We start from the raw sequence: 23,842 nt of genomic DNA, 5'->3' as shown, positions 1-23,842 counted from the left end.
GTGCTGGGGCCGTCAGCGGGAGAGGGTGGAGGGGATCGGTATGCCGACGGTCTGGGCGAGCCACCCGAAACCGCCCAGCCCGGACGGGTCGGTCAGCTCGGCGTCCTCACCCGCGCGGCACAGGGCCGCGACGTAGGCGTGGGGGTCGCGGTAGGCCAGGTCCAGCGGCGGTCGCGTGCCGGACAGGCCGAGGGCGCGCAGCGCGTCGCGCTGGGTGGTCAGCACGGTGGACGTCGCGCCGGCGCGTTCACCGGCGGTGCTGCAGGCGTCCAGCGCGACGTGCGCGGTGACGTCGCATGATCCGTCCGGGACGGCGGGGACGGTCGCGCCGTCGCGGTAGCCGGTCAGCGTCCCGTACACGGGGCGGGCCTCGCGCGTGTGCGAGTAGTCGACGGCGAGCGCGAGCCCCCGGGTCAGCCGTCCGACCACCGAGGCCCAGGCGTTGCAGCGCGGGTGGCCGATCTCGGCGCGGTCGCCGGGTTCGCGGAGCGGCCACCAGCGCTCCAGCCAGTCGCCGTCCTCGGCGGACGGCGCCGGCCCGGGACGCTCGCTGCCGGTGGACGGGTCGACGAGCACGGTCCGGACGCCGTCCGGGGTGCGTTCGACCACGTCCAGCGGCACGTTGTCGAGCCATTCGTTGGCGACGGCGAGGCCGGTGATGCGGGCGGGCAGGTCGGGGCGCCAGACGATCTGCGACGGCACCTCGGCGGGACGCGGCGCGATCTCCACCGCCGTCGGCGCGAGCCGGGACGCCAGGTCGGCGGGCGCGCAGGCCAGGATGTTGCCCAGCAGCCGCCCGGACCCGGCCCCGATGTCGACGACGTCCAGCCGGTCGGGTCGGCCCAGCAGGGCGTCGACCTCCGTGAGCAGGCGGACGATGGCGGCGGCGAACCGGGGCGAAGCGTGCACCGAGGTACGGAAGTGCTCGGCCGGCCGCTCCCCGCGCCGGTAGAAGCCGTCCTCCCCGTACAGCGCCCGGTCCATCGCCGCGCGCCATGTCAGCCATTCGGAAACCAACGCCGCCACGCCTGTGACGTTACCGCGACCACCCCCGCCCGTAACCCCACCGCCGCGCCACGCGCCGTGCCGTCGGCGAGGTCGTCCTCGCGGGATGCCGTGCCCGGCCATCCTTGGGGTGGACGTGGGTCCGACCTGCGGCTGATCCCGTGCTGACCTGCCGGTACGTACGCTGTCGGCATGGTGGCGAGCGGGTGGGAGTGGCTGCGGGGTAAGAAGCCGCTGGTCGACGCGTTCTTCGCGCTGCCGATCCTGCTGATCGCCGTCCCTTCGGTGCTGGGCGGCTCGTACGGGATAACGGCGCAGCGGTACGTGTTGCTGACCGTTCTGCTCACCGGTCCGCTCGTCCTGCGGAGGACGTACCCACGCACCGTGCTCGCCGTGGTCGCGCTGGTCTCGTTCGTCCAGTGCCTGGCGGGGGTGCCGCCGGTCCAGGCGAACATAGCCGTCCTCATGGGGATCTACACGGTCGCGGCCGGCCCCTCGTTCCGCTGGGGGCTCTCGGCCGCGCTGGTCGGCGTGGTCGGCGCGGGCCTGGCGACCTGGCGGTACCCGACCGAGCCCGACGGCCGCAAGGGCACGTTCATCATGCTGACGGTGCTGGCGGCGGGCGTGTACGTGCTCGGCCTGCACATGCGCACGCGCCGCGCCTACCTGCGTTCGGTGGAGGAGCGGGCCGAGCGGCTGGAGCGCGAACGCGACAACGAGGTCAAGGTGGCCATGGCCGCGGAGCGGGCCCGCATCGCCCGGGAGCTGCACGATGTCGTGGCCCACAACGTCAGCGTGATCGTGGTGCAGGCCGACGGCGCGTCCTACGCGATCGACACCGACGTGAACCGGGCCAGGCAGGCGCTCGACACGATCTCCTCGACGGGACGGATGGCGCTGGCGGAGATGCGGCGGCTCCTCGGCGTCCTGCGCGAGGACGACGACGCGGGGACGTACGCGCCGCAGCCGGGGGTGGCGGAGATCGACGACCTGGTGGAGCAGGTCCGCGCGTCCGGGCTGGCGGTGGCGTACGAGGTGCACGGGACGCCGGCGGCCATGTCGGAGGGGCGGCAGCTCACCGTCTTCCGGATCGTCCAGGAGGCGCTGACCAATACGCTCAAGCACGGGGGCCCGCGGGTGCGGGTGTCGGTCCGGCTGCGTTACGCGGGCGACGCGCTGGAGATCCGGGTGGAGGACGACGGGCGCGGCGCGGCCGCGTTCGACGACGGCCGGGGCCACGGTCTCGCCGGGATGCGGGAGCGCGTCACGGTGTACGGGGGCGACGTCCGCGCGGCTCCGCGCCCCGGCGGGGGGTTCGAGGTGGTCGCGCGGATCCCGGTCCGCGAGGAGGTCGCGGCGTGACGGAGGCGGAGGACGTGGCGGTGTTTCAGGACGTGCCGCAGGACGCGGCAGGGCCCATCCGGGTCGTGCTCGTGGACGACCAGGAGCTGGTGCGGGCCGGCTTCAGGATGGTGCTGGACGCGCAGCCCGACATCGAGGTCGTGGGCGAGGCGGGCGACGGCGTGCAGGCGCTCGAACTGCTGCGGAGCACGCGCGCCGACGTGGTGCTCATGGACGTGCGCATGCCGCGGATGGACGGCATCGAGGCGACCCGGCTGGTGGTGGCGCGGTCGGGACCGAAGGTCGTCATCCTGACGACGTTCGACCTGGACGAGTACGCGTTCGCGGCGATCAAGGCGGGGGCCGGCGGCTTCATGCTGAAGGACGCCGGGCCGGCGCAGCTCATCGAGGCGATCAAGGCCGTCCACTCGGGGGACGCGGTGGTCGCGCCGAGCACGACGAAGCGCCTGCTGGACAGGTTCGCCGTGCACCTGCCGGACGCGGACGAGAAGGCGGGCGGCGCGCTGGAGAGCCTGACCGAGCGGGAGGGCGAGGTGCTGCGGCTCGTCGCGCGCGGCATGTCGAACGCCGAGATCGCGGGCCGGCTCTACGTCTCGGAGGCCACGGTCAAGACGCATATGGGACGGATCCTCATGAAGCTCGGCCTGCGCGACCGGGTGCAGGCGGTCGTGTTCGCTTATGAGACGGGGCTGGTGAAAAGCGGTCAAAGTGGCCACTCTGCGTAACGACTTGATTGCTCGCTGGTGACTTTTTGTCTTCGGCATGACGCGCAGCATTGTCCTACCTGAAAGTAGCTGGGTAACTACCGTACGCGACGCCGTCTTCGCGGGCGACGTCGGCATTGTCAGAACGGGCCTGCTAAGCCCACGTACGGGAGGACTCACGTGTTCAAGAAGCTTGCCGCCACCGGCATCCTCGGCTTCGCCGTCGCCGGCTCCGCCCTGGCCGCGACGCCCGCCTACGCCTCCGCCTACGGCGGCGGTTGGGACCACCACGGCAAGGGGCACGGTCACCACCACCACCATCACGGCGGGGGCGCCGGCAACGGCAACTCGACCAGTGGCAACTTCGGCGTGCTGAACGGCACCCAGGTGGTCGCCCCGATCTCCGCCGCCGTCGACGTCTGCGGCAACGCCGTCGCCGTGCTCGGCATCGCCGGCTCGGGCGGCTGCAAGGGCGGCGCGCACGCCAGCAACGGCTGATCCACCCGACGGGCACCCCACGCCCGTCGCCGGAGCGCCGGAGACCTGTTTTCGGGTCTCCGGCGCTTTCGCGTCCGACCACGCCCGCCCGCGTCGGGCGGCGCCACAGGCCCCGGCCGGACGGGTGTCGGTGGACGGGGTGACGGATCCGTACGACTCAGGTCGTACACGGGCGGGGCGGATAGCCGTGAGAGTGAGGCAGAGCGTGGACGCCGGGCCGATGGCAGCGGCGGCGCGGATTCCTAGCGTGGTCCCCGATCGTCCAAGGCCCCGCAGGAACCGCGAAGGAGTCACCGTGACCAGCACGTTCGCCGAACCGCCCAGGGGAGCCCCCGTGGCCGCGGCGCCGCCGGCCGTCACCGCCGAGGGCGTGTCGAAGGTGTACGGGTCCGGTGCCGCGGCCGTGCACGCGCTGCGGGGGGTCGGCGTCGGGTTCGCCCGGGGCGCGTTCACCGCGATCATGGGGCCGTCCGGGTCCGGGAAGTCGACGCTCATGCACTGCCTGGCGGGCCTCGACACCGTCACGGGCGGACGCATCATGCTCGGCGACGCGGAGATCACCCGGATGGGCGACCGCCAGCTGACGCTGATGCGCCGCGACCGGGTCGGGTTCGTGTTCCAGGCGTTCAACCTCCTACCGACGCTCACCGCCGAGCAGAACATCCTGCTGCCGATGGAACTGGCCGGATGCAAGCCGGACCGCGCCTGGTTCCAGCAGGTCGTGGACGTTCTGGGGCTGCGCGACCGCCTCGCGCACCGTCCGTCCGAACTGTCCGGCGGGCAGCAGCAGCGGGTGGCGTGCGCGCGCGCCATCGTCGCCCGTCCCGAGGTCGTCTTCGCGGACGAGCCGACCGGCAACCTGGACTCGCGTGCAGGCGCGGAGGTCCTCGGGTTCCTGCGCTCGTCCGTCCGGGAGATGGGGCAGACGGTCGTGATGGTCACCCATGACCCGGTGGCCGCGTCGTACGCCGACCGGGTGGTGTTCCTAAGGGACGGCGAGATCGTCTCCGAGATCTTCCAGCCGTCCCCAGAGGCCGTCCTGGACCGGCTCAAGGCGCTGGGGGCGTGATGCTGAAAACGACCCTGGCGGGTCTGCGCGCCCACAGACTGCGTCTCCTGCTGACCGCGGTGGCCATCACTCTTGGCGTCGGCTTCATTTCCGGCACGTTCGTCCTGACGGACACGATGGACAAGGGCGTCGCCGAGACGTTCGCGAGATCCGCCGACAAGGTGGATTTCGCGGTCCTGCCCAAGGACGACGACCCGGATGAGGGACTCCGCACAGATCTGCTGCAGAAGGTCAGGGCGCTGCCCGGCGTGACCGACGTGCACGGGCTGGTGAAGGGCGACGCCGCCCTCGTCGGCAAGGACGGCAAGGCGGTCGGTGATTTCCCGACCGTCGGCATGTCCGTGCCGTCCGGACGGCTGCTGCGCTACGACGTCGACAAGGGGCGGCCTCCGTCCGGTGGAGGCGAGACCGTCCTCGACACCGAGGTCGCCAAGCGGGAGGGCTACGCCGTCGGCGACACGGTGTCCGTCCTGGACGGGAAGAACCGCCCGCACCGGTTCAAAGTCGTCGGACTGGTCGACTTCGGCATCGACCAGGAGGCGAGTTTCCGTGGCGCGGTGGGCTTCGACCCGGCGACCGCGATGCTGATGACCGGCGAGAAGACCTACGTTGAACTCGACATCGCGGGAGGGACCGAGGCCGCCGTCCAGGCCGCCGCCGGCGCCGGCCGCCACGTGTACACGGGCGATGAGCTCGGCGCGCGGCTGGCGAAGGCCGCCGGCGCCGACACCGAGATCATCCGGACCGGGCTGCTGATCTTCGGGCTGGTCGCGATGCTGGTGTCCGCCCTGGTCATCTACAACACGTTCTCGATCCTGATCGCGCAGCGGATGCGGGAGATGGCGCTGCTGCGCTGCGTCGGCGCGACCCGCCGGCAGGTGTTCGGCGGCGTCCTCGCCGAGTCCGCCGTCGTCGGGCTGGCCGGCTCGCTGCTCGGGCTCGGCGCGGGCGTCGGCCTCGGCGAGGGCGCGCTGGTCGCGGTCACCAGGCTCAACGGCGCCGTGGCCGTCGCCGCGCCGTCCCTCGCGGTGCGGACGATCGTGCTCGGGCTGGCGGTCGGCATCGTCGTGACCGTCCTGTCCGCGCTGCTCCCCGCCCGGTCGGCGACCCGGGTCGCGCCGATCGCCGCGCTGCGCGCGGACCTGGAGCCGGGCGGCGGACGGTTCCGGCTCGGCCGGGTGCGCACGGCGATCGCCGTCCTGCTCGGCGCGGCGGGACTCGCCCTCGGCGTGCTCGGCTCGGTCGTCATGGCGAAGGGCGAGAGCGCGATGTACGTCGTCGCGTTCGCCGGCGGTGTGTTCTTCCTCGCCGTGATCGCGGCGATGCCGGCGCTCGTCCGCCCGCTGGGCCGGCTCGCGGGCGCGGTCCCGGCGCGGCTCGGCGGCGTCCCGGGACGGCTGGCGGTCGCGAACGCGCAGCGCGCGCCCCGCCGCACCGCCACCACGACGATCGCGCTGACCGTCGGCGTCGGGCTGATGAGCCTGTTCGCGGTCGTCGCCGCCAGCGGCAAGGCGACCGCCTCGCACAAGCTGGCGGAGCAGTTCCCCGTCCAGTTCCAGATCCGGACGCAGGACGTCGACGGGACCGTCCCGCACGCGCTCGCCGAGGCGCTGCGCGAGCGCCCCGAGGTGTCGGACGTCGTCGAGGCGCGCCGCACGGACACCGAGGTCGGCGGCGGCGACGGCCAGATCGCGACGATCACCACCTCGGCGCTCGGCACGATCCTCGAACCGGACATCAAGCAGGGCACGCTGGCCGCCGCCCTCCAGCCGGGGACGGCGATGGTGGACGAGGAGACCGCCACGATGCCGGGCCACGGACTCGGGCAGGCCGTCCAGGTGCGGACGTCCCGCGGCACCGTGCCCGTGAAGATCGCCGCCGTGTACGGGGCCGGGGCGACCCTCGACGGGATCATCGTCCCGGAATCCGACTTCAGCCGGTACTTCGGCGCCCGGGACCCGGTCGGCGTCTACGTCAAGACCCGCGACGGCGTCCCGGCGTCCCAGGCGCGCAGGGCCGTGGACGAGGCGGCGCGGCCCTACCCGGCCGCGAAGGTGGCCTCGTCCGCCGAGTTCGAGGAGACGATGACCAAGGCGATCGACATGGTGCTGATGATCTTCGGCGGGCTGCTCGGGCTGGCGATCGTCATCGCGCTGTTCGGCATCGCGAACACGCTCACCCTGTCGGTCGTGGAGCGCACCCGCGAGTCGGCGCTGCTGCGCGCCCTCGGCCTCACCAAGCGCCAGCTCCGCCGGATGCTGTCGGTCGAGGCCCTGGTCATGGCCGTGATCGGCGCGTTCACCGGGGTCGTCCTCGGGGTCGGGTTCGGCTGGGCCGCGACGAACGCGATGGCGTCCGACTCGATCTTCGCGCTGCCCTACCCGCAGGTCATCGGCTTCGTCGTCCTCGCCGGCGCGGCCGGGACGATCGCCGCCGTGCTGCCGGCGCGGCGCGCCGCGAGGACGTCCATCGTCGAGTCCCTCGCGCATGACTGAATGGGAGGCCGGGGTGGCGCTCGTCACCCACCGGACCACGTGACCGGGTCCCATGGGTACTCTGGTTCGCGCCCGTCCGGTACCTACATGTGAGGACTGGAACGAAAACCGATGGACCCTTCTGACCCCGGCGTGCCCGGAAACGGCCCGGAAGAGCGGCCCGCGCGGCTCGCGGTCGGCGTCGTCGGCGCCGGCCGCGTCGGCACGGCGCTCGGCGCCGCGCTGTCCCGCGCGGGCCACCGCGTCGTCGCCGCGACCGCCGTGTCCGACCGGTCGCGGGCGCGCGTCGAGGAACGCCTCCCCGGCGCGGCCGTCGCGACGCCGCAGGACGTGGTCGCCGCCGCCGACCTGGTACTGCTGACCGTCCCGGACGACGAACTGCCCGAACTCGCCTCCGGCCTCGTCGCCGCGGGCGTCCCCGTCGCCGGCAAACTGATCATGCACACCAGCGGACGCTACGGAAGCGCCGTCCTGGACCCGCTCACCCGCGCGGGCGCCCTGCCGCTGGCCCTGCACCCGGTGATGACCTTCACCGGACGGCCGGACGACGTGAACCGGCTCACCGGCATCTCGTTCGGCGTCACCTCGCCCGAGCCGCTCCGCCCGGTCGCGGAGGCGCTCGTCCTCGAAATGGGCGGCGAGCCGGTCTGGATCACCGAGGCGGCCCGCCCGCTCTACCACGCCGCCCTCGCCGGCGGCGCGAACCACCTGGTCACCCTCGTCGTCGAGTCGATGGACCTGCTGTCCCGCGCGGGCGTGGCCGAACCCGGCCGGATGCTCGGCCCCCTCCTCGGCGCCGCCCTGGACAACGGCCTCCGCCTCGGCATCGACGGTCTCACCGGCCCCGTCGCCCGCGGCGACGCCGGCACGGTCTCCGACCACATCGCGGAACTGGCCAAGGTCTCCCCGGAGAGCCGCCGCGCCTACATCGCCCTGGCCCGCCTCACCGCCGACCGCGCCCTCGGCGCCGGGCTTCTCAAGCCCGAGGCCGCCGAACGCCTCCTGGAAGCCCTGGCCGATTGACCCCCGCCCCCGACACCTCGCAGAGCGCCCGCAGACCAGGCCGGCGCTCCCTCCACCGACCGCCGGCACCCCGCACCCGCGAAGGACGCCCGCTCCGGTCGCGACCCGCGGGCCCGCTCGTCCGGCCGCCGCGCGGCGATCGGGTGCTGCGCCGAGAGCCGGACGCGCCGGTGCCCGCGACGGGCGGGGTCGCCCGGTCTGCGTACGAGGTGCGACGGCCGCCTTCCGGAGGGGTGTGGGGCGGGCCGGTGCCGTGCCGGAGCGCATCTGCCCTCGCCCGCGGGCGGGCGGTTCGGGGTGATCGGGAAGTCGTTGCTCCGAGGTTCGTGTTCAAGGAGCGACCGGCCGGGACTCAGATGATGTGGGAGGGCGATTGAAACCCGTCATTGTGCGGACGCGGGAGGAACTCGCGGCGGCGCGGGCCCGTGTCGAGGGGACGCTGGCGTTCGTGCCGACCATGGGTGCCCTGCATGAGGGCCACCTGTCCCTGATGCGGCAGGCGCGCCGCAATGCCGACGCCGTCGCCGTCAGCATCTTCGTCAACCCGCTGCAGTTCGGGCCCGGCGAGGACTTCGACCGCTACCCGCGGACGTTCGACGCCGACGCCGAGGCGTGCGCCCGCGAGGGCGTCGGCCTGATCTTCGCGCCGTCCCGCGAGGTCATGTATCCGGACGAGCCGCAGGTGACGCTCAAGTCGGGCCCGATGGGCGAGGTCGTCGAGGGCGCGGCGCGGCCCGGGCACTTCGACGGGATGCTCACCGTCGTGCTGAAGCTGCTGAACCTCGTCCGGCCCGATGTGGCGATCTTCGGGGAGAAGGACGCGCAGCAGCTCGCGATGATCCGCCGGATGGTCGCCGACCTGAACGTGCCCGTGCGCGTGCTGGGCGGCCGGACCGTCCGGGAGCCGGACGGCCTGGCCCTCTCCAGCCGCAACCGCTACCTGTCGCAGGCCGAGCGGGGGACGGCCCTCGCCCTGTCGCGCGCCCTCCAGGCCGGGGCGGACGCCGCCGCGGAAGGGCCGGGCGCGGTGCTCGGCGCGGCGAGCGCCGTCCTCGACAAGGCCGCGTCCGCGGACCCCCCGCTCGTGCTCGACTACCTCGTCCTCGTCGACCCGGCGACGTTCACCCCGGTCGTGTCCGGCGGCGAGGCCGTCCTCGCCGTCGCGGGCCGCGTCGGCTCCACCCACCTCATCGACAACGTTCACCTCCAGCTCGGCAAGGAGCACTGATGTTCCGGACGATGTTCAAGTCCAAGATCCACCGCGCCACGGTGACGCAGGCGGACCTGCACTACGTCGGCTCGCTCACCATCGACCAGGACCTGATGGACGCCGCCGACCTGCTGCCCGGCGAGCAGGTCTCGGTCGTGGACATCGACAACGGCGCCCGGCTGGAGACCTACCTGATCGCGGGTGAGCGCGGTTCGGGCGTCATCGGCATCAACGGGGCCGCGGCCCGCCTCGTCCAGCCGGGCGACCTGGTGATCATCATCAGCTACGCCCAGCTCGCCGACGCGGAGGCCCGCGAGTTCGTCCCGTCCGTCGTGCACGTCGACCGGGACAACAAGATCATCTCGCTGGGCACCGACCCGGCCGAGCCCGTGCCCGGCACCCGGACCACTCGCGGCGATCTGGTCCGCGACTGACGATCGGCCACCGGCCCCTGGTGGCCGGTGCCGGTCACCGGCGGGCCCCGCGCCGACCGCCGGGGCGGGGAATGCGGGGGCGGGCGTCCGGGTTCTCCGGGGTTAGAGTCATAATGACGAGAACCGATCCCGGAGGAGGGCTCGTGATCCCTTCCGTTCTCCACGCCCCCGCGCCCGGCTGGACCGCCGAGGCCGACGTCGTCGTCATCGGGTCCGGCATCGCCGGGCTCGTCGCCGCGCTGCGCTGCCGTTCGCGCGGGCGGGTGCTGCTCGTCACCAAGGCCCTCCTGGACGCGGGCTCGACCCGCTGGGCGCAGGGCGGGATCGCCGCCGCGCTCGCCCCGGACGACACCCCTGCGGAGCACCTCGCCGACACCCTGGTCGCGGGGGTCGGGCTGTGCGACGAGGCCGCCGTCCGGGCGCTCGTCACCGAGGGGCCGGAGGCCGTCCGCGGGCTCATCGAGCTCGGCACCGCGTTCGACCTCGCCGGCGACGGCGGCATCGCGCTGACCCGCGAGGGCGGCCACCACCGGCGCCGCATCGCGCACGCCGGCGGGGACGCCACCGGCGCGGAGATCAGCCGCGCCCTCCGCGCCGAGCTCAAGGACTCCGGCGTGGAGGTGATCGAGCACGCGCTGGTCCTCGACCTGCTGAAGGACGCCGCCGGACGCGCGGCCGGGATCACCCTCCATGTCATGGGCGAAGGGCAGCCGGGCGGCGTCGGCGCCGTCCGGGCCCGGGCCGTCGTGCTCGCCACCGGCGGGCTCGGCCAGGTGTTCTCCGCGACGACCAACCCCGAGGTCTCGACCGGCGACGGCGTGGCGCTCGCGCTGCGGGCCGGGGCCGAGGCCACCGACCTGGAGTTCGTCCAGTTCCACCCGACCGTGCTGTGGCTCGGCGACGGCGTGACCGGGCAGCAGCCGCTGATCTCCGAGGCCGTCCGCGGAGAGGGCGCCCACCTGGTCGACCACGACGGGGTCCGCTTCATGGTCGGACGGCACGTGCTCGCCGAGCTCGCCCCGCGCGACATCGTCGCCAAGGGGATCATGAACCGGATGCGCGAGACCGGCGCGTCCTGCATGCTGCTGGACGGCCGCCATCTCGGCGCGGCGATGTGGGAGAAGCGGTTCCCCAACATCATGGCGGCGTGCCGCCATCACGGCATCGACCCGGTGACCGAGCCCATCCCCGTCGTCCCGGCCGCGCACTACGCCAGCGGCGGCGTCCGTACGGACCTGTACGGCCGCACGTCCGTCCCCGGCCTGTACGCCTGCGGTGAGGTCGCCTGCACCGGGGTCCACGGCGCGAACCGCCTGGCCTCCAACTCCCTCCTGGAGGGCCTCGTCTTCGCCGCCCGGATATCCGCCGCGCTGGAACACGACCTCCCGGGGCTCGCCACCATCTCCGCTGACGGCCCCACGGGGGGAGCGAACGCGGCGGACGTCGCCGCAAGCGACGGATTCGAAGTGGACGAGGCAGATGAGGCGCAGGACAGCGTGCACCGCATGACGGCCGGCAGCGCGAACGCCTCGGCCACCGGAACCGGTGGTGCGGAGCCGGCGCCGGTGGGCGGTGAACGCGCCGATGGTGACGGCATGGCGGTGGCCTCCGGGGAGGGACGCGGCGGGTTGCTGGAGCCGGGCATGCGGGCGGAGATCCAGCGGGTCATGTCCTCCCATGTGGGCGTGCTTCGGGGCGCGGACGGCCTGGAACGCGCGGTGCGGGAGCTGGCAGGGCTCGGGGCCGGCGGCGGTCGGGCGGAGCCGGGGGTGGAGGCTTGGGAGGTCACCAACCTGTACACCGTCGCGTCCGCGATCGCGGCGGCGGCGCGGCGGCGCGAGGAGACGCGCGGGAGCCACTGGCGGGAGGACTTCCCCGAGCGGGCGGACGGCGCGTGGCGCGGGCATCTGGTGACGCGGCTCGCGGGGAACACCCTGACGACCACGTACGAACCTCTGGAGGGAAAGCGCTCATGACACCGGAACTCTCGCAGCGCCTGAGCGCCGCCGGGCTCGATCCGCGAACTGTGGAAAACCTCGTCCGGACGGCGCTGGCCGAGGACGGGGAGGTCGACGTCACCAGCATGCCGATCTTCGCGCCGGAGGACACCGCGGCGGGCGACCTCAGGGCGCGCGACGAGGGCGTCGTCGCCGGCGTCCCGGTGGCGTGCGTCGTGTTCGAACTGCTCGACGTCGCCTGCGAGACGAAGGTCGCGGACGGCGACCGCGTCGTCCCGGGGCAGGTCCTCATCTCGGTCAGCGGGCAGACCCGGGCCGTGCTGAAGGCCGAGCGGACGGCCTTGAACCTGCTCACCCACCTGTCCGGAATCGCGACGGCGACGCGGCGGTGGGCGGACGCCATGGAGGGGACCAAGGCTAAGGTCCGCGACACCCGCAAGACCCTCCCCGGGCTGCGCGCCCTCCAGAAGTACGCCGTCCACTGCGGCGGCGGGGTCAACCACAGGATGGGCCTGCACGACGCCGCCCTCATCAAGGACAACCACATCGCGGCGGCCGGAAGCGTCACCAAGGCTTACGAGGCGATCCGCGCCGTCTACCCGTCCCTCCACATCCAGGTGGAGTGCGACACCCTCGCACAGGTGGAAGAGGCGCTCGCGGTGGGCGCGACGAGCATCCTGCTCGATAACATGACCGACGCCGAGACGGCCGAGGCGGTACGCCTTGTGGCGGGGCGGGCGGAGATCGAGGCCAGCGGTGGCCTTACCCTGGATCGGGCCCGAGACGTCGCCGTGACCGGGGTGGACTACCTTGCCGTCGGCGCGCTGACGCATTCGGCGCACGTGTTCGACATCGGCCTTGACTTCACCTGACCAGCGGGGACCTGATGCTGCTCACCATCGACGTCGGTAACACCCAGACCGTCCTCGGCCTGTTCGAGGGCGACGAGGTGATCGAGCACTGGAGGATCAACACCGATCCGCGGCGCACCGCCGACGAGATCGCGGTCGTCCTGCAGGGCCTCGTCCAGCAGAGCCCGCTGCTGGCGGAGACCGACATCAGCGGCATCGCGCTGTGCTCCACGGTCCCGTCCGTCCTGCACGAGATGCGGGAGATGTGCCGCCGCTACTACGGCGACGTGTCCGCGGTGATCGTGGAGCCGGGCGTGAAGACGGGCGTCCCGGTCCGCATGGACAACCCCAAGGAGGTCGGCGCCGACCGCATCGTGAACGCGCTCGCCGCCGTCCACACCCATGGCGGGCCCGCGATCGTGGTCGACTTCGGCACCGCGACCACGTTCGACGCGGTGTCCGCGAAGGGGGAGTACGTCGGGGGCGCGATCGCCCCGGGCATCGAGATCTCGATAGACGCGCTGTCGTCGCGCGGCGCGCAGCTCCACAAGATCGAGCTGGTCCGGCCGCGCAACGTGATCGCGAAGAACACCGTCGAGGCGCTGCAGTCGGGGATCATCTTCGGCTTCGCCGGGCAGGTGGACGGCATCGTCGAGCGCATGTCGGACGAGCTCGCCGAGGAGCCGGAGGAGGTCACGGTCATCGCCACCGGCGGCCTCGCCCCGCTCGTCCTGGAGGAGTCCCGCAGCATCGACGTGTTCGAGCCGTGGCTGACCCTCATCGGCCTCCGCCTCATCTACGAGCGCAACACCCCGTAGCGACTTCGCCCCGGGGCGACACCCGGCGGCCGCGAAAGTGGTGCGCGGGGCACCGGACGGGATCGATAGCCTTGAGCGGTGAGTGACGAGACCTTCGACGAGCTCCCGGAGCAGATGCGCGTGCGCCGGGAGAAGCTCGACCGGCTCCGCGAGAGCGGAATCGACCCCTACCCGGTGACCTTCCCGCGCACGGCGACGATCGCCGAGATCCGCGAGAAACACCCGGACCTGCAGCCGGGCACCGAGACGGGCGAGAAGGTCGGCGTCACCGGTCGCGTCATGCTCATCCGCAACACCGGGAAGCTGTGCTTCGCCACCATCCGGGACGGCGGCGGCGACCTCCAGGTCATGCTGTCGCTCGCCAAGGTGGGGCAGGAGCAGCTCGACTTCTGGAAGCGCGAGGTCGACCTCGGCGACCACGTCGGCGTCGAGGGCGAGGTCATCACGTCCCGCCGCGGCGAGCTGTCCATCATGGCGGACCGGTTCGCGATCACCTCCAAGTGCCTGCGGCCCCTGCCGGAGAAGCACGCGGGCCTGACCGACCCGGAGGCCCGGGTCCGACAGCGGTACGTCGACCTCATCGTCAACGACGAGGCGCGCAAGATGGCGCGGATCCGTAGCGCGACCGTGCGGGCGGTGCGTGATTTCTGGCATGAGGAGGGCTATCTCGAAGTCGAGACCCCCATGCTGCAGCCGATCCACGGCGGGGCGGCGGCGCGCCCGTTCAAGACGCACATCAACGCCTACGACATGGACCTCTACCTGCGCATCGCGATCGAGCTGTACCTGAAGCGGCTCGTCGTCGGCGGCATAGAGAAGGTCTTCGAGATCAACCGGAACTTCCGGAACGAGGGCGCCGACTCCACGCACAACCCCGAGTTCACGATGCTGGAGGCCTACGGGACGTACCTCGACTACAACGACATGGCCGACCTGACCCAGCGGATGTACCAGAAGGCCGTGGTCGCCGCCCTGGACACCACCGTGGTCGTCCATGACGGGGTGGAGATCGACCTCGGGGCGGCCCAGTGGCCGCGCGTCACGCTGTACGGCTCGGTGTCGGAGGCCCTCGGCGAAGAGGTCACGCCGCACACGCCGATCGAGCACGTCCGCAAGCTCGCCGACGCCCGCGGCATCTCGTGGAACCCCAAGTGGGGTCAGGGCAAGCTCGTCCAGGAGGTCTTCGAGGAGCTGATCGAGCACACCCTCGTCCAGCCCACGTTCGTCATGGACTACCCGGTCGAGACGTCCCCGCTGACCCGCCAGCACCGCGAGGAGCCCCTCCTCACCGAGAAGTGGGACCTCATCGGCTTCGGGACGGAACTGGGCACCGCCTACTCCGAGCTGGTCGACCCCGTCGAGCAGCGCCGCCGGCTCACCGAGCAGTCGCTGCTCGCCGCGGGCGGCGACCCGGAGGCCATGCAGCTGGACGAGGACTTCCTGCGCGCCCTGGAGTACGCGATGCCGCCCACGGGCGGGATGGGCGCCGGCATCGACCGGATGATCATGGCGTTCACCGGCAAGGGCATCCGGGAGACGATCCTGTTCCCGCTGGTCAAGCCCGAATAGTGACCGGCAGGTCACGAAGGCCGCGCAGGACGAGGTTGTCCCGGTAGACGAGGTCGCGGTCGCCGTCTGCGGCGAGGGCCACGTCGCGCTCGAAGAGCTTCTTGAGCGCGACCTGGCCCTCCAGCCGGGCCAGTGGCGCGCCCAGGCAGAAGTGGATGCCGTGCCCGAACGAAAGGTGCCGTGGCGTGTCACGTCCGTCGGAGTAGCGCGTGAGGTCGAGCCGGTCGGGATCGTCGAAAACGGCCGGGTCGCGGTTCGCGGCGCCGGTCAGCAGTAGGACGAGCTTTCCGCGTTCGACGAGTGTCCCCTCCAGGTCGACGTCTTCTAGGGCGGCCCTCAGGGTGAGCTGGACGGGCGGGTCGTAGCGGAGAAGTTCCTCCACCGCCGCTTGGACGTTCCCAGGACGCTCGCGGAACAGCTCCAATTGCGCGGGATCGCGGAGCAGCGCCAGCGCGCCGTTCCCGATGAGGTTCACCGTCGTCTCGTGGCCCGCCACGAGCAGCAGGACGCATGTCGCTAGGAGCTCCTCCTCCGAAAGGACGTCGCCGCCGTCTGAGACGCCTACGAGGGCGCTCAGAAGGTCGTCCTGGGGCCGGAGGCGTCGCTGGGTTGCCAAATCCCGAAAATAAGCCGCGAACTCGGCACGGGCCGTCTCACGCTGTGCGATCTCGGCCTCCGGCAGGAGGAAGTCGGGGTCGAGGCCGCGCGCGAGACTGTCGGACCAGCCCTTGAACAGGTCGCGGTCCCGCGCGGGGACGCCGAGCATCTCGCTGATCACGATGACGGGGAGCGGGTAGGCCAGCGTCGCGATGAGGTCGACGTCGCCGGTCAGCCCGCCCAGCAGCTCATCGACCAGCGACTCCACCCGCGGCCGCAGCCGCTCGACGAGTCGCGGGGTGAACGCCTTGCTCACCAGCCGCCGGAGCCGGGTGTGGTCGGGAGGGTCCAAGGTGAGGAACGACCGGTTCCGGACCCGCGTCTCGCGCCACAGCCCGCCGCCCTCGGGACGGTGCCCGAACCGGGGATCACGCAGCACCTGCTCGCACAGGCCGTAGGACGTGGTCACGCGGAGGCCGACGTCCGTCCGGTGCGGGCGGCGACCGCCGGCCGCGAGCCGGCGGTAGTGCGCGTAAGGGTCGGCCCGGAAGGCCGGATCTCCCGGGTCGAATCCGAGGATCGCCGCGGCCTCGACCTCCGCGACCTGACCCGTCCTGTCCTCCATGCTCCACAGTCACCCGGAGATAAGACGAAATGTCAACAGCGCTCCGCCGTCCCGCCGGGTCCGGTCCGGCTCGGGTCAGGCGCTTTCGCGGATGACCAGTTCGGGGCGCTGGACGACCTGGCGGTGCTGGTGGGACCTCCCCTCGCCCAGCTCGGCCAGCGCCAGTTCGGCCGCCTCCCAGCCCAGCTCGCGGCGCGGCTGCCGGACCGTTGTCAGCGGGACGGCGGCGCTCGCGGCCAGCTCGATGTCGTCGTACCCGATGACGGCGATGTCGTCCGGGACGCGGACGCCGAGCCGGGTCAGCTCGTTGATCAGGCCGATGGCCAGCAGGTCGTTGGCGCAGAACACGCCGTCGGGGCGCGGTGAGATGGCGAGGACCCGGTGGGCGGCGGCCCGGCCCTCGGTGGGGCTCAGGGCGTCCTGGACCAGCGTCCGGGGCTTGGTGAAACCCGCCTCGACGATCGTCCGGGCGGCGCCGTCGCGGCGCTCCACGCACGGCTGCGGTTCCGGGACGCCGGTCACGAACACGATCCGCCGGCAGCCGACGCCGAGCAGGCGCGCGGCGGCGATCTCCCCGCCCGCGACATGGTCGACCCGCGCCGTGCAGGCGTCGGACGAGTCGCGGTCGATCAGCACGACGCTCATGCCGGCGGCGCGGAGCCGGGAGATGTCGTTCGGCTCCGCCCCGACGGGGATGATCAGGACGCCCGCGGCGCGCTGCTCCTCCAGGAGTTCCAGCGAGCGGCGCTCCTTCGCGGACGACTGGTCGCTGGAGAGCCACAGGGCGTCGTGGCCCGCCGCGTTGAGCGCCGCCTCGGCGCCGCGCGCGACATCGGACGCGTACGGGCTGGCGAGGTCCTCGACGACGATGCCGAAGGCCCGGCGCGGCTCGTCGCCGAACTCGCCGGCGGTGCGATCGGGGCCCCGGCGGAGCCGGCGCGCGGACTCGTTCCGGACGAATCCGAGCTCCTCGATCGCGGCGCGCACACGGTCACGGGTAGCTTCGGCCACGAGATCTGGCCGGTTTAGGACATTCGAAACGGTCCCAACTGAGACTCCAGCACGCCTCGCGACCTCACGAATACTGGTCTGTGGCAACTCGCTCCTCGTCCCGCCCCGGGAGTGTTTCCCCAGGTAGTGGAGTTTTGCGCGGCATGCCGCCGATGGCATGACTACACACCGTCGCCGAACGGTCGCACACCGCGTTTGGACGGCGCTTGACGGGCCGGATCCGGCCGCCTAGCGTTCCGAGCCGAAGCGTAGCTTGAAACGATTCACGATCTTGGTCCGCAGCACGATCCGGTGAGTCCGACGGCGAAGGGACGGGGGCGGATGGCTGGCGATCTCATCCCGTCTCCCCTCGGACGACCAACGAGTGAATCGTCACCCGGAGTTCCCCCGAACGACCCCGCAATCGGCCAGGCGGCCACCTCCGGCCAAGCACGCGAGACGGAAAAGGAACCCGATGATCTAAGTCCGGAAGGCTCCGGACCCGGCAACCCAACGCGCGTACAGATCGAGGCCAACCCGTGCCTGTGCAGCGGACGGCTGCATCCCCGCGGTCATCACCATGGACGAGGGAGGACGGAGTGGAAACAGCCACACTCGCACGTCGTGGCACCGACGATTTCGGGCTGAGCGAGGAGGAGGTCCGGCTGCTCGCCCAGATCGCGAGCGGTGTCACCGCCGATGTGGCGGCTCGGAAGCTGGAGTTGAGCGCACGGACCCTGCGGCGCCGGTTGCGGACGATCTGCGACCGGCTGGAGGTCAACACCCCTATCGAGGCCGTGGTGTGGGCGGCCCGGAGGCAGCTCATCTAGCCGGCTTCACCCCCCGACGCCCGCCAGGGGACGGGCGGGCGTCATCGAGAGATCCAGGCGGCGAACACATCCGAATTCCGTCCGACCCCGCAGCGGCGGCGCCGGCGCACTGACAGGTAGGTCCCTGCAGGAGGCGTCGCCGCGGACGGCGTTCGAGACCCACGCCGATGGATCTCTGACCTGTGCGCGCACAGGCCGGCTCGACGGCGCCTGGAGACGCGGCGCCTGGAGGACCGGGCCACTCGGGAACCGGACGGGACGGGGTCAGGCGACCCGGACGCCACCGGCGAAGGGACGGCCGGCCATGGGGGCGATCTTCACGACGTCGCCGGTGTGCGGCGCGTGCAACATCTTGCCGTCTCCGACGTACATCCCCATGTGGTGGAGGTCGGAGTAGAAGAACACCAGGTCGCCCGGCTGGAGCTGGCTGCGCGACACGTGCGTGCCCGCGTTCCACTGGCTGCCGGTGTAGTGCGGCAGGTTGATGCCGACCTGCCCGTAGGCCCACATCGTCAGACCGGAGCAGTCGAAGGCGCTCGGCCCGGCGGCGCCCCAGACGTAGGGGCGTCCGATCTTGCCCATGGCGATGCGCAGCGCCTGCGCGGCCTTGCCGGTGCCGATGACGGGGAGCTTGGCGAGCTGCGTGGGGTCCCTCTTGACGATCTTGCTGCGGACCTTCTCGTAGGTGTCGGTCACCTTCTTGCGCTGCGCGTCGAGCTGCGTCCGCAGGTCCCTGACCTGCTTGGCGCGCGCCTCGGCGGACTTGCGCGCGCGCTGGGCGGCCTGCATGGCCTGCATGAGCCCGAGGACCCTGGTGCTGTCCTGCTTGGCGAAGTAGTTGAGGGTCGCGGCCTGGTCGAGGACGGCCTGCGGGTCCTGGGAGGCGACGAACGACACCGTCGGGTCGGAGCCGCCCTGCATGTAGCTCGTCGCGGCGAGGGCGCCGACCTTCTGGCGGATCGCCTGGAGCGACTTCTCCTGCCGCTCGGCGTTCTCCGTGGCGACCTTGGCGGCGCGCTTGGACTGCGCGAGCTTCACCTTCATGCCGTTGTACTGCTCGGTGAGCTGCTCGAGCTGGTCGGCGAGCTTGAAGGCCTGGGACCGGAGCTCCTTGGTGGACGGCTCCGGGTCGGCGTGCGCGACGGCGATCGTGTGCGGGGCGATGGCGTACGGGGCCGCGGTCAGCGCGATGAGCGCACCGGCCACGGTGACCACACGGCCGCGGAGTCGTGAAAGGGAAGCAGGCCGCGATGGCTCCACGAATTCTCCTCTCCTGGTCCGCCTACCGGGTTAGCTGTCGGGTTCGGGCCGGAGCAGCCCGTCCGCGAGCGCGCGCGGGCCTGGCCGCGACACTGCGGATTCACCCCTCACGGTCTCGGCCCGGGGGGACGATCCCCCGAACCCTCCGAAAGTGGGTCCCCGGCTCCCCGGGGCGCTGGTTGCGGCCCGCGGACTCGGCGGTTCGGCCTCGTTCTGCGGGTGGCCGACGTCAGCGATGGACACTAACGGAACCGGCAATGGATGCCAACTAGAACGAGTGAAATCGCAGGTCGCGAGGGCGGGGCGCGCGGAGGGGCCGGCTCCGGACCCTGAACGGAGAGTGTGCTTCGGGTCACTTTCCGAGCGCCCGACGAGGCGCGCTCACCACTCGTACGCGGACGCGAACGTTTGGTAAGACCCGGTGTTCGATAATCTCGCCTGTTTGTGGAGGTCGTGATCCGGCGTGCCCGCACCGCCGATGTCCAGGAGATCCGTAGGCTGGTCGATCTGTACGCCGGGTCGGGGCGGCGCCTGCTCAAGAAGTCGACGGTGAAGCTGTACGAGGACGTCCAGGAGTTCTGGGTCGCCGAGGACGTCCAGCGCGGGACGCCGGGGCCCGTCATCGCCTGCGGCGCCCTGCACGTGATGTGGGAGGACCTCGCCGAGGTGCGTTCCGTCGCCGTGGACAAGGGGTACGGCGGACGCGGCATCGGGCACCGCATCGTCACCCGCCTTCTGGAGACCGCACGGGAACTCGGCGTGCGAAGGGTGTTCTGCCTTACCTTCGAGGTGGAGTTCTTCGCCCGCCACGGCTTCCAGCCCATCCTCGGGACTCCGGTGGCGCCAGAGGTGTACGAGGAGCTTCTCCGCTCTTACGACGAAGGCGTGGCAGAGTTCTTGGACCTCGACCGGGTCAAGCCGAATACGTTGGGCAACACCCGGATGTTGCTTCGCTTGGAGGACTGACCCAAATGAGCAATTCCCCCAACCGCGGGCGGCGTCATCAACCGCCGCAGGGCCAGGGTTCCTACGGCCCGCCACCCCCGTACCAAGGTGGCCAGTGGCAGCAACCCCAGCAGCAGCAACCGTCGCAACAGCAATGGCAGCAGCAGCCCCAGCAGCAGTGGCAGCAGCCCCAGCAGGACTGGGGGCAGACCTACGAGGCGTCCTACGACCAGTACGGCGGCTCCTACGGTGACTCCCACAGCGGTGAGATGGAGCTTGCTCCGATCCACCGGCGCGCGGTCGCCCGGCTCATCGACAACGGGCTCGTCGCGGTCTTCGGTTTCGCGCTCGTCCTGCCGGTGACGGTCGCCGCGTTCGGACTCGGCGACACGGGCAGCAACGACGAGGACGAGGGCGGCATCTGGAACTGGCCCATCATCTTCACCCTGTTCTGTGTCATGTCGGTACTGCCGTTCCTTTACGAGTCCGTCCAGCTGTCCATGTGGGGGCGGACGCTCGGCAAGCGCGTCATGGGACTGGGCATCGTGCAGGCGCGTCCCGCGGGGCAGCCGATGACCACGACACAAGCTGCCTGGCGCGCTGGGATCGTCCACGTGGGCTACCAGGTCGGCGTCTTCTTCTTCCTCATCCTGGCGGTGATGGTGTGGGAGTACGCCGCGTATGGGATGGCGCTCGTCTGGGTGGGCGCCCTGATGGCGTACCTGTGGGCGATCTGGGACCAGCCCCTGCACCAGGCCCTGCACGACCGCTTCGCCGGCACGCTCGTCATCGATGAGCGGGTCGGATACGACGAGCACACCGAGTACACCGAGTACGCGGAGTAGGGCCGCGATGGCGGTCTCCCTCGCCGAACCGGGCCAGCGCCTTCTCGCGCGCGTCGTCGACACCCTCGTCGTCGGTGTGCCCGTCATCGTCGTCGTCCGGGAACTCGTGTCGGGGCACACGGTGGACGTCGTCGCCCCGCCTGCCGTGGCCGGGTGCATGTTGCTGTACGAGGCGATCCAACTCGCCCTCTGGGGGCGAACCCTCGGCAAGCGCTTCGCGGGCATCGAGGTCGTTGCCGCCCTGCCGGATGCACAGTCCGGTGGGGCGAGCCCAGAGGCGACTGAGGACGCCTCTATGGGCGCGGCCGGGGTCATGCCGGTGTCCGTGCCCGGATTCGTTCCCGTGTCGATGCCCGAAGGGGCAGGAGCCGCCCCGAAGGACGCCGCCCCTGCGGAAGCCGGCCCTGAGGCGACCGTGCCTGGACCTGTCGAGGCCGGCGCCCGTCCGGGGGTTCTGCAGTCCGTTCTCCGCGCGACGGTTTATTCGCTGCCGATCGCGGCGCGCCCGATTCCCGTCCTCGGCCTCCTGGCGAGCGTCTTCTGGGTGGGGAACGCCGGGATGATGTTCGAGGGGACGTCCCGCCAAGCCGTCCATGACAGGCTCGCCGGGACGCTCGTGGTAAAACGCGCACGCCCCTGATTCCCGGGCCTTCTACGGCCCTCTCAGCCGCGTTCCGGTACCTCTGCGGCGGCTCGGTCCCCCCGGCCCTCGTCTCGCGATCCATCGCGGGACGAGGGTATTCGTTGTCTTCTGCATGCTTTTGCTGGAGATGACGGGGTCTGTTTCGGACGCGGACGTTCGCGGGCGAATCCCAGCTCGCTCCGGTTACGGCCCTGAATCAGACCGGGATGTGTCTCGTCCCGGACGCCGCCTCCGGATTGCAAGGTGCTTCCCCGGGACGTTGCCGTACCGCCTGCGCACGCGTGGATGCCGCTTGAAGGTGTCGCTTCAAAGCGGTGGCGGACTTACTCCGGATGGGACGCGGTCTCACCCCGAACGGACTTTCCCGCGCCCATGCGCGCGGCCACGGTTGGAGGACCACGTTCGCGTCGGCGAGCCCGGAGGGGAGGTTGAAGAAGTGGAGGATCGGGGGTCGGATTGTGCCTCAATCTCCTGATTCCACCGCCGAAGCGCGGGCGGCGGGCTTCGGCGAGATCTCGGAAGGCGAGTTGGCGGGCCCGCGGACCTGAAACAGATTTTCGCCACGGACTCCGCTTTTGTCATCCCTTCACATCGGCAGGTCAGGAGCGATGATCTCTGCTTTCCGTTCGTCGGTGCCGCCCCCGCGTGCGGCCGCTCGCGCGTGCCGGCGCGCCGCCCCGCGTCCCGGCAGGTCGCCGCCCTGCGCGGCCGCGCGGCTCCTGCGGATTCGCGGCCGGTGGCCGGTTAGCACCGTTACGTCAGAGTTAATCGATGGCCGCGGTGCCGGTGTGCACCGCCTGTTAAGGTCCGGACCGGGACTTTTTCGTCCGGTCGGCCGCTCCGTCCGAAAGTCGCGGCGCCCGCAAACCCGGCCCCAATGCGCCGGCACCGGCCCAGGTCAGCGCGCTCCGCCGTGACACCGGTCACGCCGAAAACCCCGGCGATGGCCCGCCGACCGCGAATTCCGGACGCCGGGCCGCCCGCAGGGCCCCGCGCGCCCCTCGATGCGCCGGAAACCGATGAGGCCGATTACGCCCGGTCACCGCCGGGAAGGCGACTTCGTCCGCAGTGCCGGTTCAACGCGAGTGCTGGAATTGTCATCCGCGGAGTTCTCGGTATATCTTTGTCAACCGATTGAAGTTTGCTCCAGCTGAAAGGTCTGTCCCCATGGCACAGAAGGTTCAGGTGCTTCTCGTCGACGACCTCGACGGTGGCGAGGCGGACGAGACCGTAGCGTTCTCGATCGACGGCGCCTCCTACGAGATCGACCTGAGTGGCGCCAACGCAACGAAGCTGCGGGATTCGCTGCAGCCGTTCGTGGAGAAGTCCCGCAAGGCGGGCACGGTCTCGCGCCGCCGCCGGCAGCGTGGCGCGTCCAGCCGTGAACGCAGTGCCGAGATCCGTGCCTGGGCCAAGAACAATGGCATCAAGGTCAATGAGCGCGGACGCATCCCGGCCCACGTGATCGAGCAGTACGAAGCGGCCAACTGAGCCACTCGTCCACCGGCGGCCCGTCTCCGTTAACGAGACGGGCCGTTCGTCGTTCTCGGGAGAACGGCGGTCGTGTCGGAAACGCCGTCTCCCAAGGGGAACGCGCGTCCTCCGCAGAGACACGTCCGAGAGGACATGCACGGGAGAACTCGCTCAGCGACACGCGCACGGAACACGCGCTAGGGAACACGCGCGAGGGAAGAGCGTCAGGGAACATGCGCCCGCAGAAGCGTCTCGCAGAAGCGCCCGGGAGAAGCGTCCAAGGAGAAGCGGACGGGGCCCGGCGACGGGCGCGCGGCACCGGAGAGACGCGCCAAAGGCGGGATCGGCCGTTCGCTTGTGGCGTAGCGGCATTGGGGTTCGGTCCGGCCGGGGCGAGGTACAGAGGCCGCGCGGGCGGAACTCGGGCCCCATTGACCACTCTCTGCCCGCGCCCCGATCGACCTGCGGAAAGCCCCCCGTTCGCTTGAGGCGTAGCGGGAACATGACGCACCGATGCGGTAGTTGGATGAGACTGAACAGCGCTTAGCTGGGGAACGTCTTCTGGTGGGAGTGCACCGGGCGGCCTCCTCGGGGCGGGCTAGCATGCGGAAGGACAGTTCCGGACGTTCCGGACTCTG

Annotated in this window: 21 protein-coding genes and 1 riboswitch; of the genes, 17 read left to right on the top strand and 4 right to left on the bottom strand. The window is 71.5% G+C overall.

Annotated elements, in window-relative coordinates; genetic code table 11:
* Positions 1-12: 12 nt before the first annotated feature.
* Positions 13-1,026 carry an SAM-dependent methyltransferase gene (locus SM611_RS26060; protein ID WP_371952595.1) on the bottom strand — a complete coding sequence of 338 codons (1,014 nt, stop codon included), beginning with the start codon at positions 1,024-1,026 and terminating at the stop codon, positions 13-15.
* A 171-nt stretch (positions 1,027-1,197) separates the two neighbouring features.
* Here SM611_RS26060 and SM611_RS26055 point away from each other — a divergent pair, with 171 nt between their 5' ends.
* The 12 genes from SM611_RS26055 (at position 1,198) to lysX (ending at position 14,996) form a co-directional block, all read left to right on the top strand.
* On the top strand, positions 1,198-2,367 hold the full coding sequence (locus tag SM611_RS26055) for a sensor histidine kinase (protein WP_371952594.1): 1,170 nt from the start codon (positions 1,198-1,200) through the stop codon (positions 2,365-2,367).
* 107 nt (positions 2,368-2,474) lie between these two features.
* Entirely contained in the window at positions 2,475-3,092 is a 618-nt protein-coding gene (locus tag SM611_RS26050) for a response regulator (protein ID WP_371952722.1), read from the top strand.
* Positions 3,093-3,251: 159 nt separating this feature from the next.
* Entirely contained in the window at positions 3,252-3,569 is a 318-nt protein-coding gene (locus tag SM611_RS26045; protein WP_371952593.1) for a hypothetical protein, read from the top strand.
* 295 nt (positions 3,570-3,864) lie between these two features.
* A complete protein-coding gene (locus SM611_RS26040; protein ID WP_371952591.1) occupies positions 3,865-4,638 on the top strand; it encodes an ABC transporter ATP-binding protein in 774 nt (257 codons plus the stop codon).
* Complete coding sequence (locus tag SM611_RS26035; protein WP_371952590.1) at positions 4,638-7,133, top strand: ABC transporter permease; 2,496 nt, start codon at positions 4,638-4,640, stop codon at positions 7,131-7,133. Before SM611_RS26040 ends, SM611_RS26035 begins: the two co-directional genes overlap by 1 nt.
* A gap of 111 nt (positions 7,134-7,244) precedes the next feature.
* A complete protein-coding gene (locus SM611_RS26030) occupies positions 7,245-8,156 on the top strand; it encodes a Rossmann-like and DUF2520 domain-containing protein (RefSeq protein ID WP_371952589.1) in 912 nt (303 codons plus the stop codon).
* A 373-nt stretch (positions 8,157-8,529) separates the two neighbouring features.
* A complete protein-coding gene (gene panC / locus SM611_RS26025) occupies positions 8,530-9,384 on the top strand; it encodes a pantoate--beta-alanine ligase (protein ID WP_371952588.1) in 855 nt (284 codons plus the stop codon).
* Positions 9,384-9,800 (top strand): aspartate 1-decarboxylase, encoded by a 417-nt coding sequence (panD, locus tag SM611_RS26020; RefSeq protein ID WP_371952586.1) that lies wholly within the window; start codon positions 9,384-9,386, stop codon positions 9,798-9,800. Before panC ends, panD begins: the two co-directional genes overlap by 1 nt.
* Before the next feature lie 113 nt (positions 9,801-9,913).
* Positions 9,914-11,776: an L-aspartate oxidase gene (locus SM611_RS26015; RefSeq protein ID WP_443112141.1), complete on the top strand. Its 1,863-nt coding sequence runs from the start codon at positions 9,914-9,916 to the stop codon at positions 11,774-11,776.
* Positions 11,773-12,630: a carboxylating nicotinate-nucleotide diphosphorylase gene (gene nadC, locus SM611_RS26010; RefSeq protein WP_371952583.1), complete on the top strand. Its 858-nt coding sequence runs from the start codon at positions 11,773-11,775 to the stop codon at positions 12,628-12,630. Before SM611_RS26015 ends, nadC begins: the two co-directional genes overlap by 4 nt.
* Positions 12,631-12,644: 14 nt before the next feature.
* A complete protein-coding gene (locus tag SM611_RS26005; protein ID WP_371952582.1) occupies positions 12,645-13,427 on the top strand; it encodes a type III pantothenate kinase in 783 nt (260 codons plus the stop codon).
* 114 nt (positions 13,428-13,541) lie between these two features.
* Complete coding sequence (gene lysX, locus SM611_RS26000) at positions 13,542-14,996, top strand: bifunctional lysylphosphatidylglycerol synthetase/lysine--tRNA ligase LysX (protein WP_371952720.1); 1,455 nt, start codon at positions 13,542-13,544, stop codon at positions 14,994-14,996.
* Here lysX and SM611_RS25995 read toward each other — a convergent pair.
* Positions 14,983-16,218 carry a cytochrome P450 gene (locus tag SM611_RS25995; protein ID WP_371952581.1) on the bottom strand — a complete coding sequence of 412 codons (1,236 nt, stop codon included), beginning with the start codon at positions 16,216-16,218 and terminating at the stop codon, positions 14,983-14,985. The two genes, lysX and SM611_RS25995, sit on opposite strands and share 14 nt — an antisense overlap.
* Before the next feature lie 75 nt (positions 16,219-16,293).
* A complete protein-coding gene (locus SM611_RS25990) occupies positions 16,294-17,388 on the bottom strand; it encodes a LacI family DNA-binding transcriptional regulator (protein WP_371952579.1) in 1,095 nt (364 codons plus the stop codon).
* Between the two features lie 419 nt (positions 17,389-17,807).
* Here SM611_RS25990 and SM611_RS25985 point away from each other — a divergent pair, with 419 nt between their 5' ends.
* A complete protein-coding gene (locus SM611_RS25985; protein WP_371952577.1) occupies positions 17,808-18,038 on the top strand; it encodes a transcriptional regulator in 231 nt (76 codons plus the stop codon).
* Between the two features lie 264 nt (positions 18,039-18,302).
* Here the strand turns inward: SM611_RS25985 and SM611_RS25980 are convergent, their stop codons facing one another.
* Positions 18,303-19,244, bottom strand: coding sequence for a C40 family peptidase (locus SM611_RS25980; RefSeq protein ID WP_371952575.1), 942 nt, complete (start codon positions 19,242-19,244; stop codon positions 18,303-18,305).
* 57 nt (positions 19,245-19,301) lie between these two features.
* A riboswitch (cyclic di-AMP (ydaO/yuaA leader) is annotated at positions 19,302-19,508 on the bottom strand.
* Between the two features lie 234 nt (positions 19,509-19,742).
* On the opposite strand from SM611_RS25980, the gene SM611_RS25975 reads away from it, so the two are divergent.
* The 4 genes from SM611_RS25975 (at position 19,743) to SM611_RS25960 (ending at position 23,222) form a co-directional block, all read left to right on the top strand.
* The gene (locus SM611_RS25975) at positions 19,743-20,264 is read left to right on the top strand and encodes an amino-acid N-acetyltransferase (protein WP_371952573.1); all 522 of its coding nucleotides are present in this window, start codon (positions 19,743-19,745) and stop codon (positions 20,262-20,264) included.
* A gap of 5 nt (positions 20,265-20,269) precedes the next feature.
* Positions 20,270-21,088 carry an RDD family protein gene (locus SM611_RS25970; protein ID WP_371952571.1) on the top strand — a complete coding sequence of 273 codons (819 nt, stop codon included), beginning with the start codon at positions 20,270-20,272 and terminating at the stop codon, positions 21,086-21,088.
* Between the two features lie 7 nt (positions 21,089-21,095).
* Positions 21,096-21,728 carry an RDD family protein gene (locus SM611_RS25965; protein ID WP_371952570.1) on the top strand — a complete coding sequence of 211 codons (633 nt, stop codon included), beginning with the start codon at positions 21,096-21,098 and terminating at the stop codon, positions 21,726-21,728.
* A gap of 1,170 nt (positions 21,729-22,898) precedes the next feature.
* Positions 22,899-23,222, top strand: a complete 324-nt coding sequence (locus tag SM611_RS25960) for a histone-like nucleoid-structuring protein Lsr2 (RefSeq protein WP_371952568.1) — start codon at positions 22,899-22,901, stop codon at positions 23,220-23,222.
* Positions 23,223-23,842: the final 620 nt, after the last annotated feature.

It is taken from the genome of Actinomadura monticuli, assembly GCF_041463655.1.
Classification (GTDB): domain Bacteria; phylum Actinomycetota; class Actinomycetes; order Streptosporangiales; family Streptosporangiaceae; genus Spirillospora; species Spirillospora monticuli.
The sequence above is the reverse complement of the archived record's forward strand: the minus strand, read 5'-3'. Positions and strand labels throughout refer to the sequence as shown.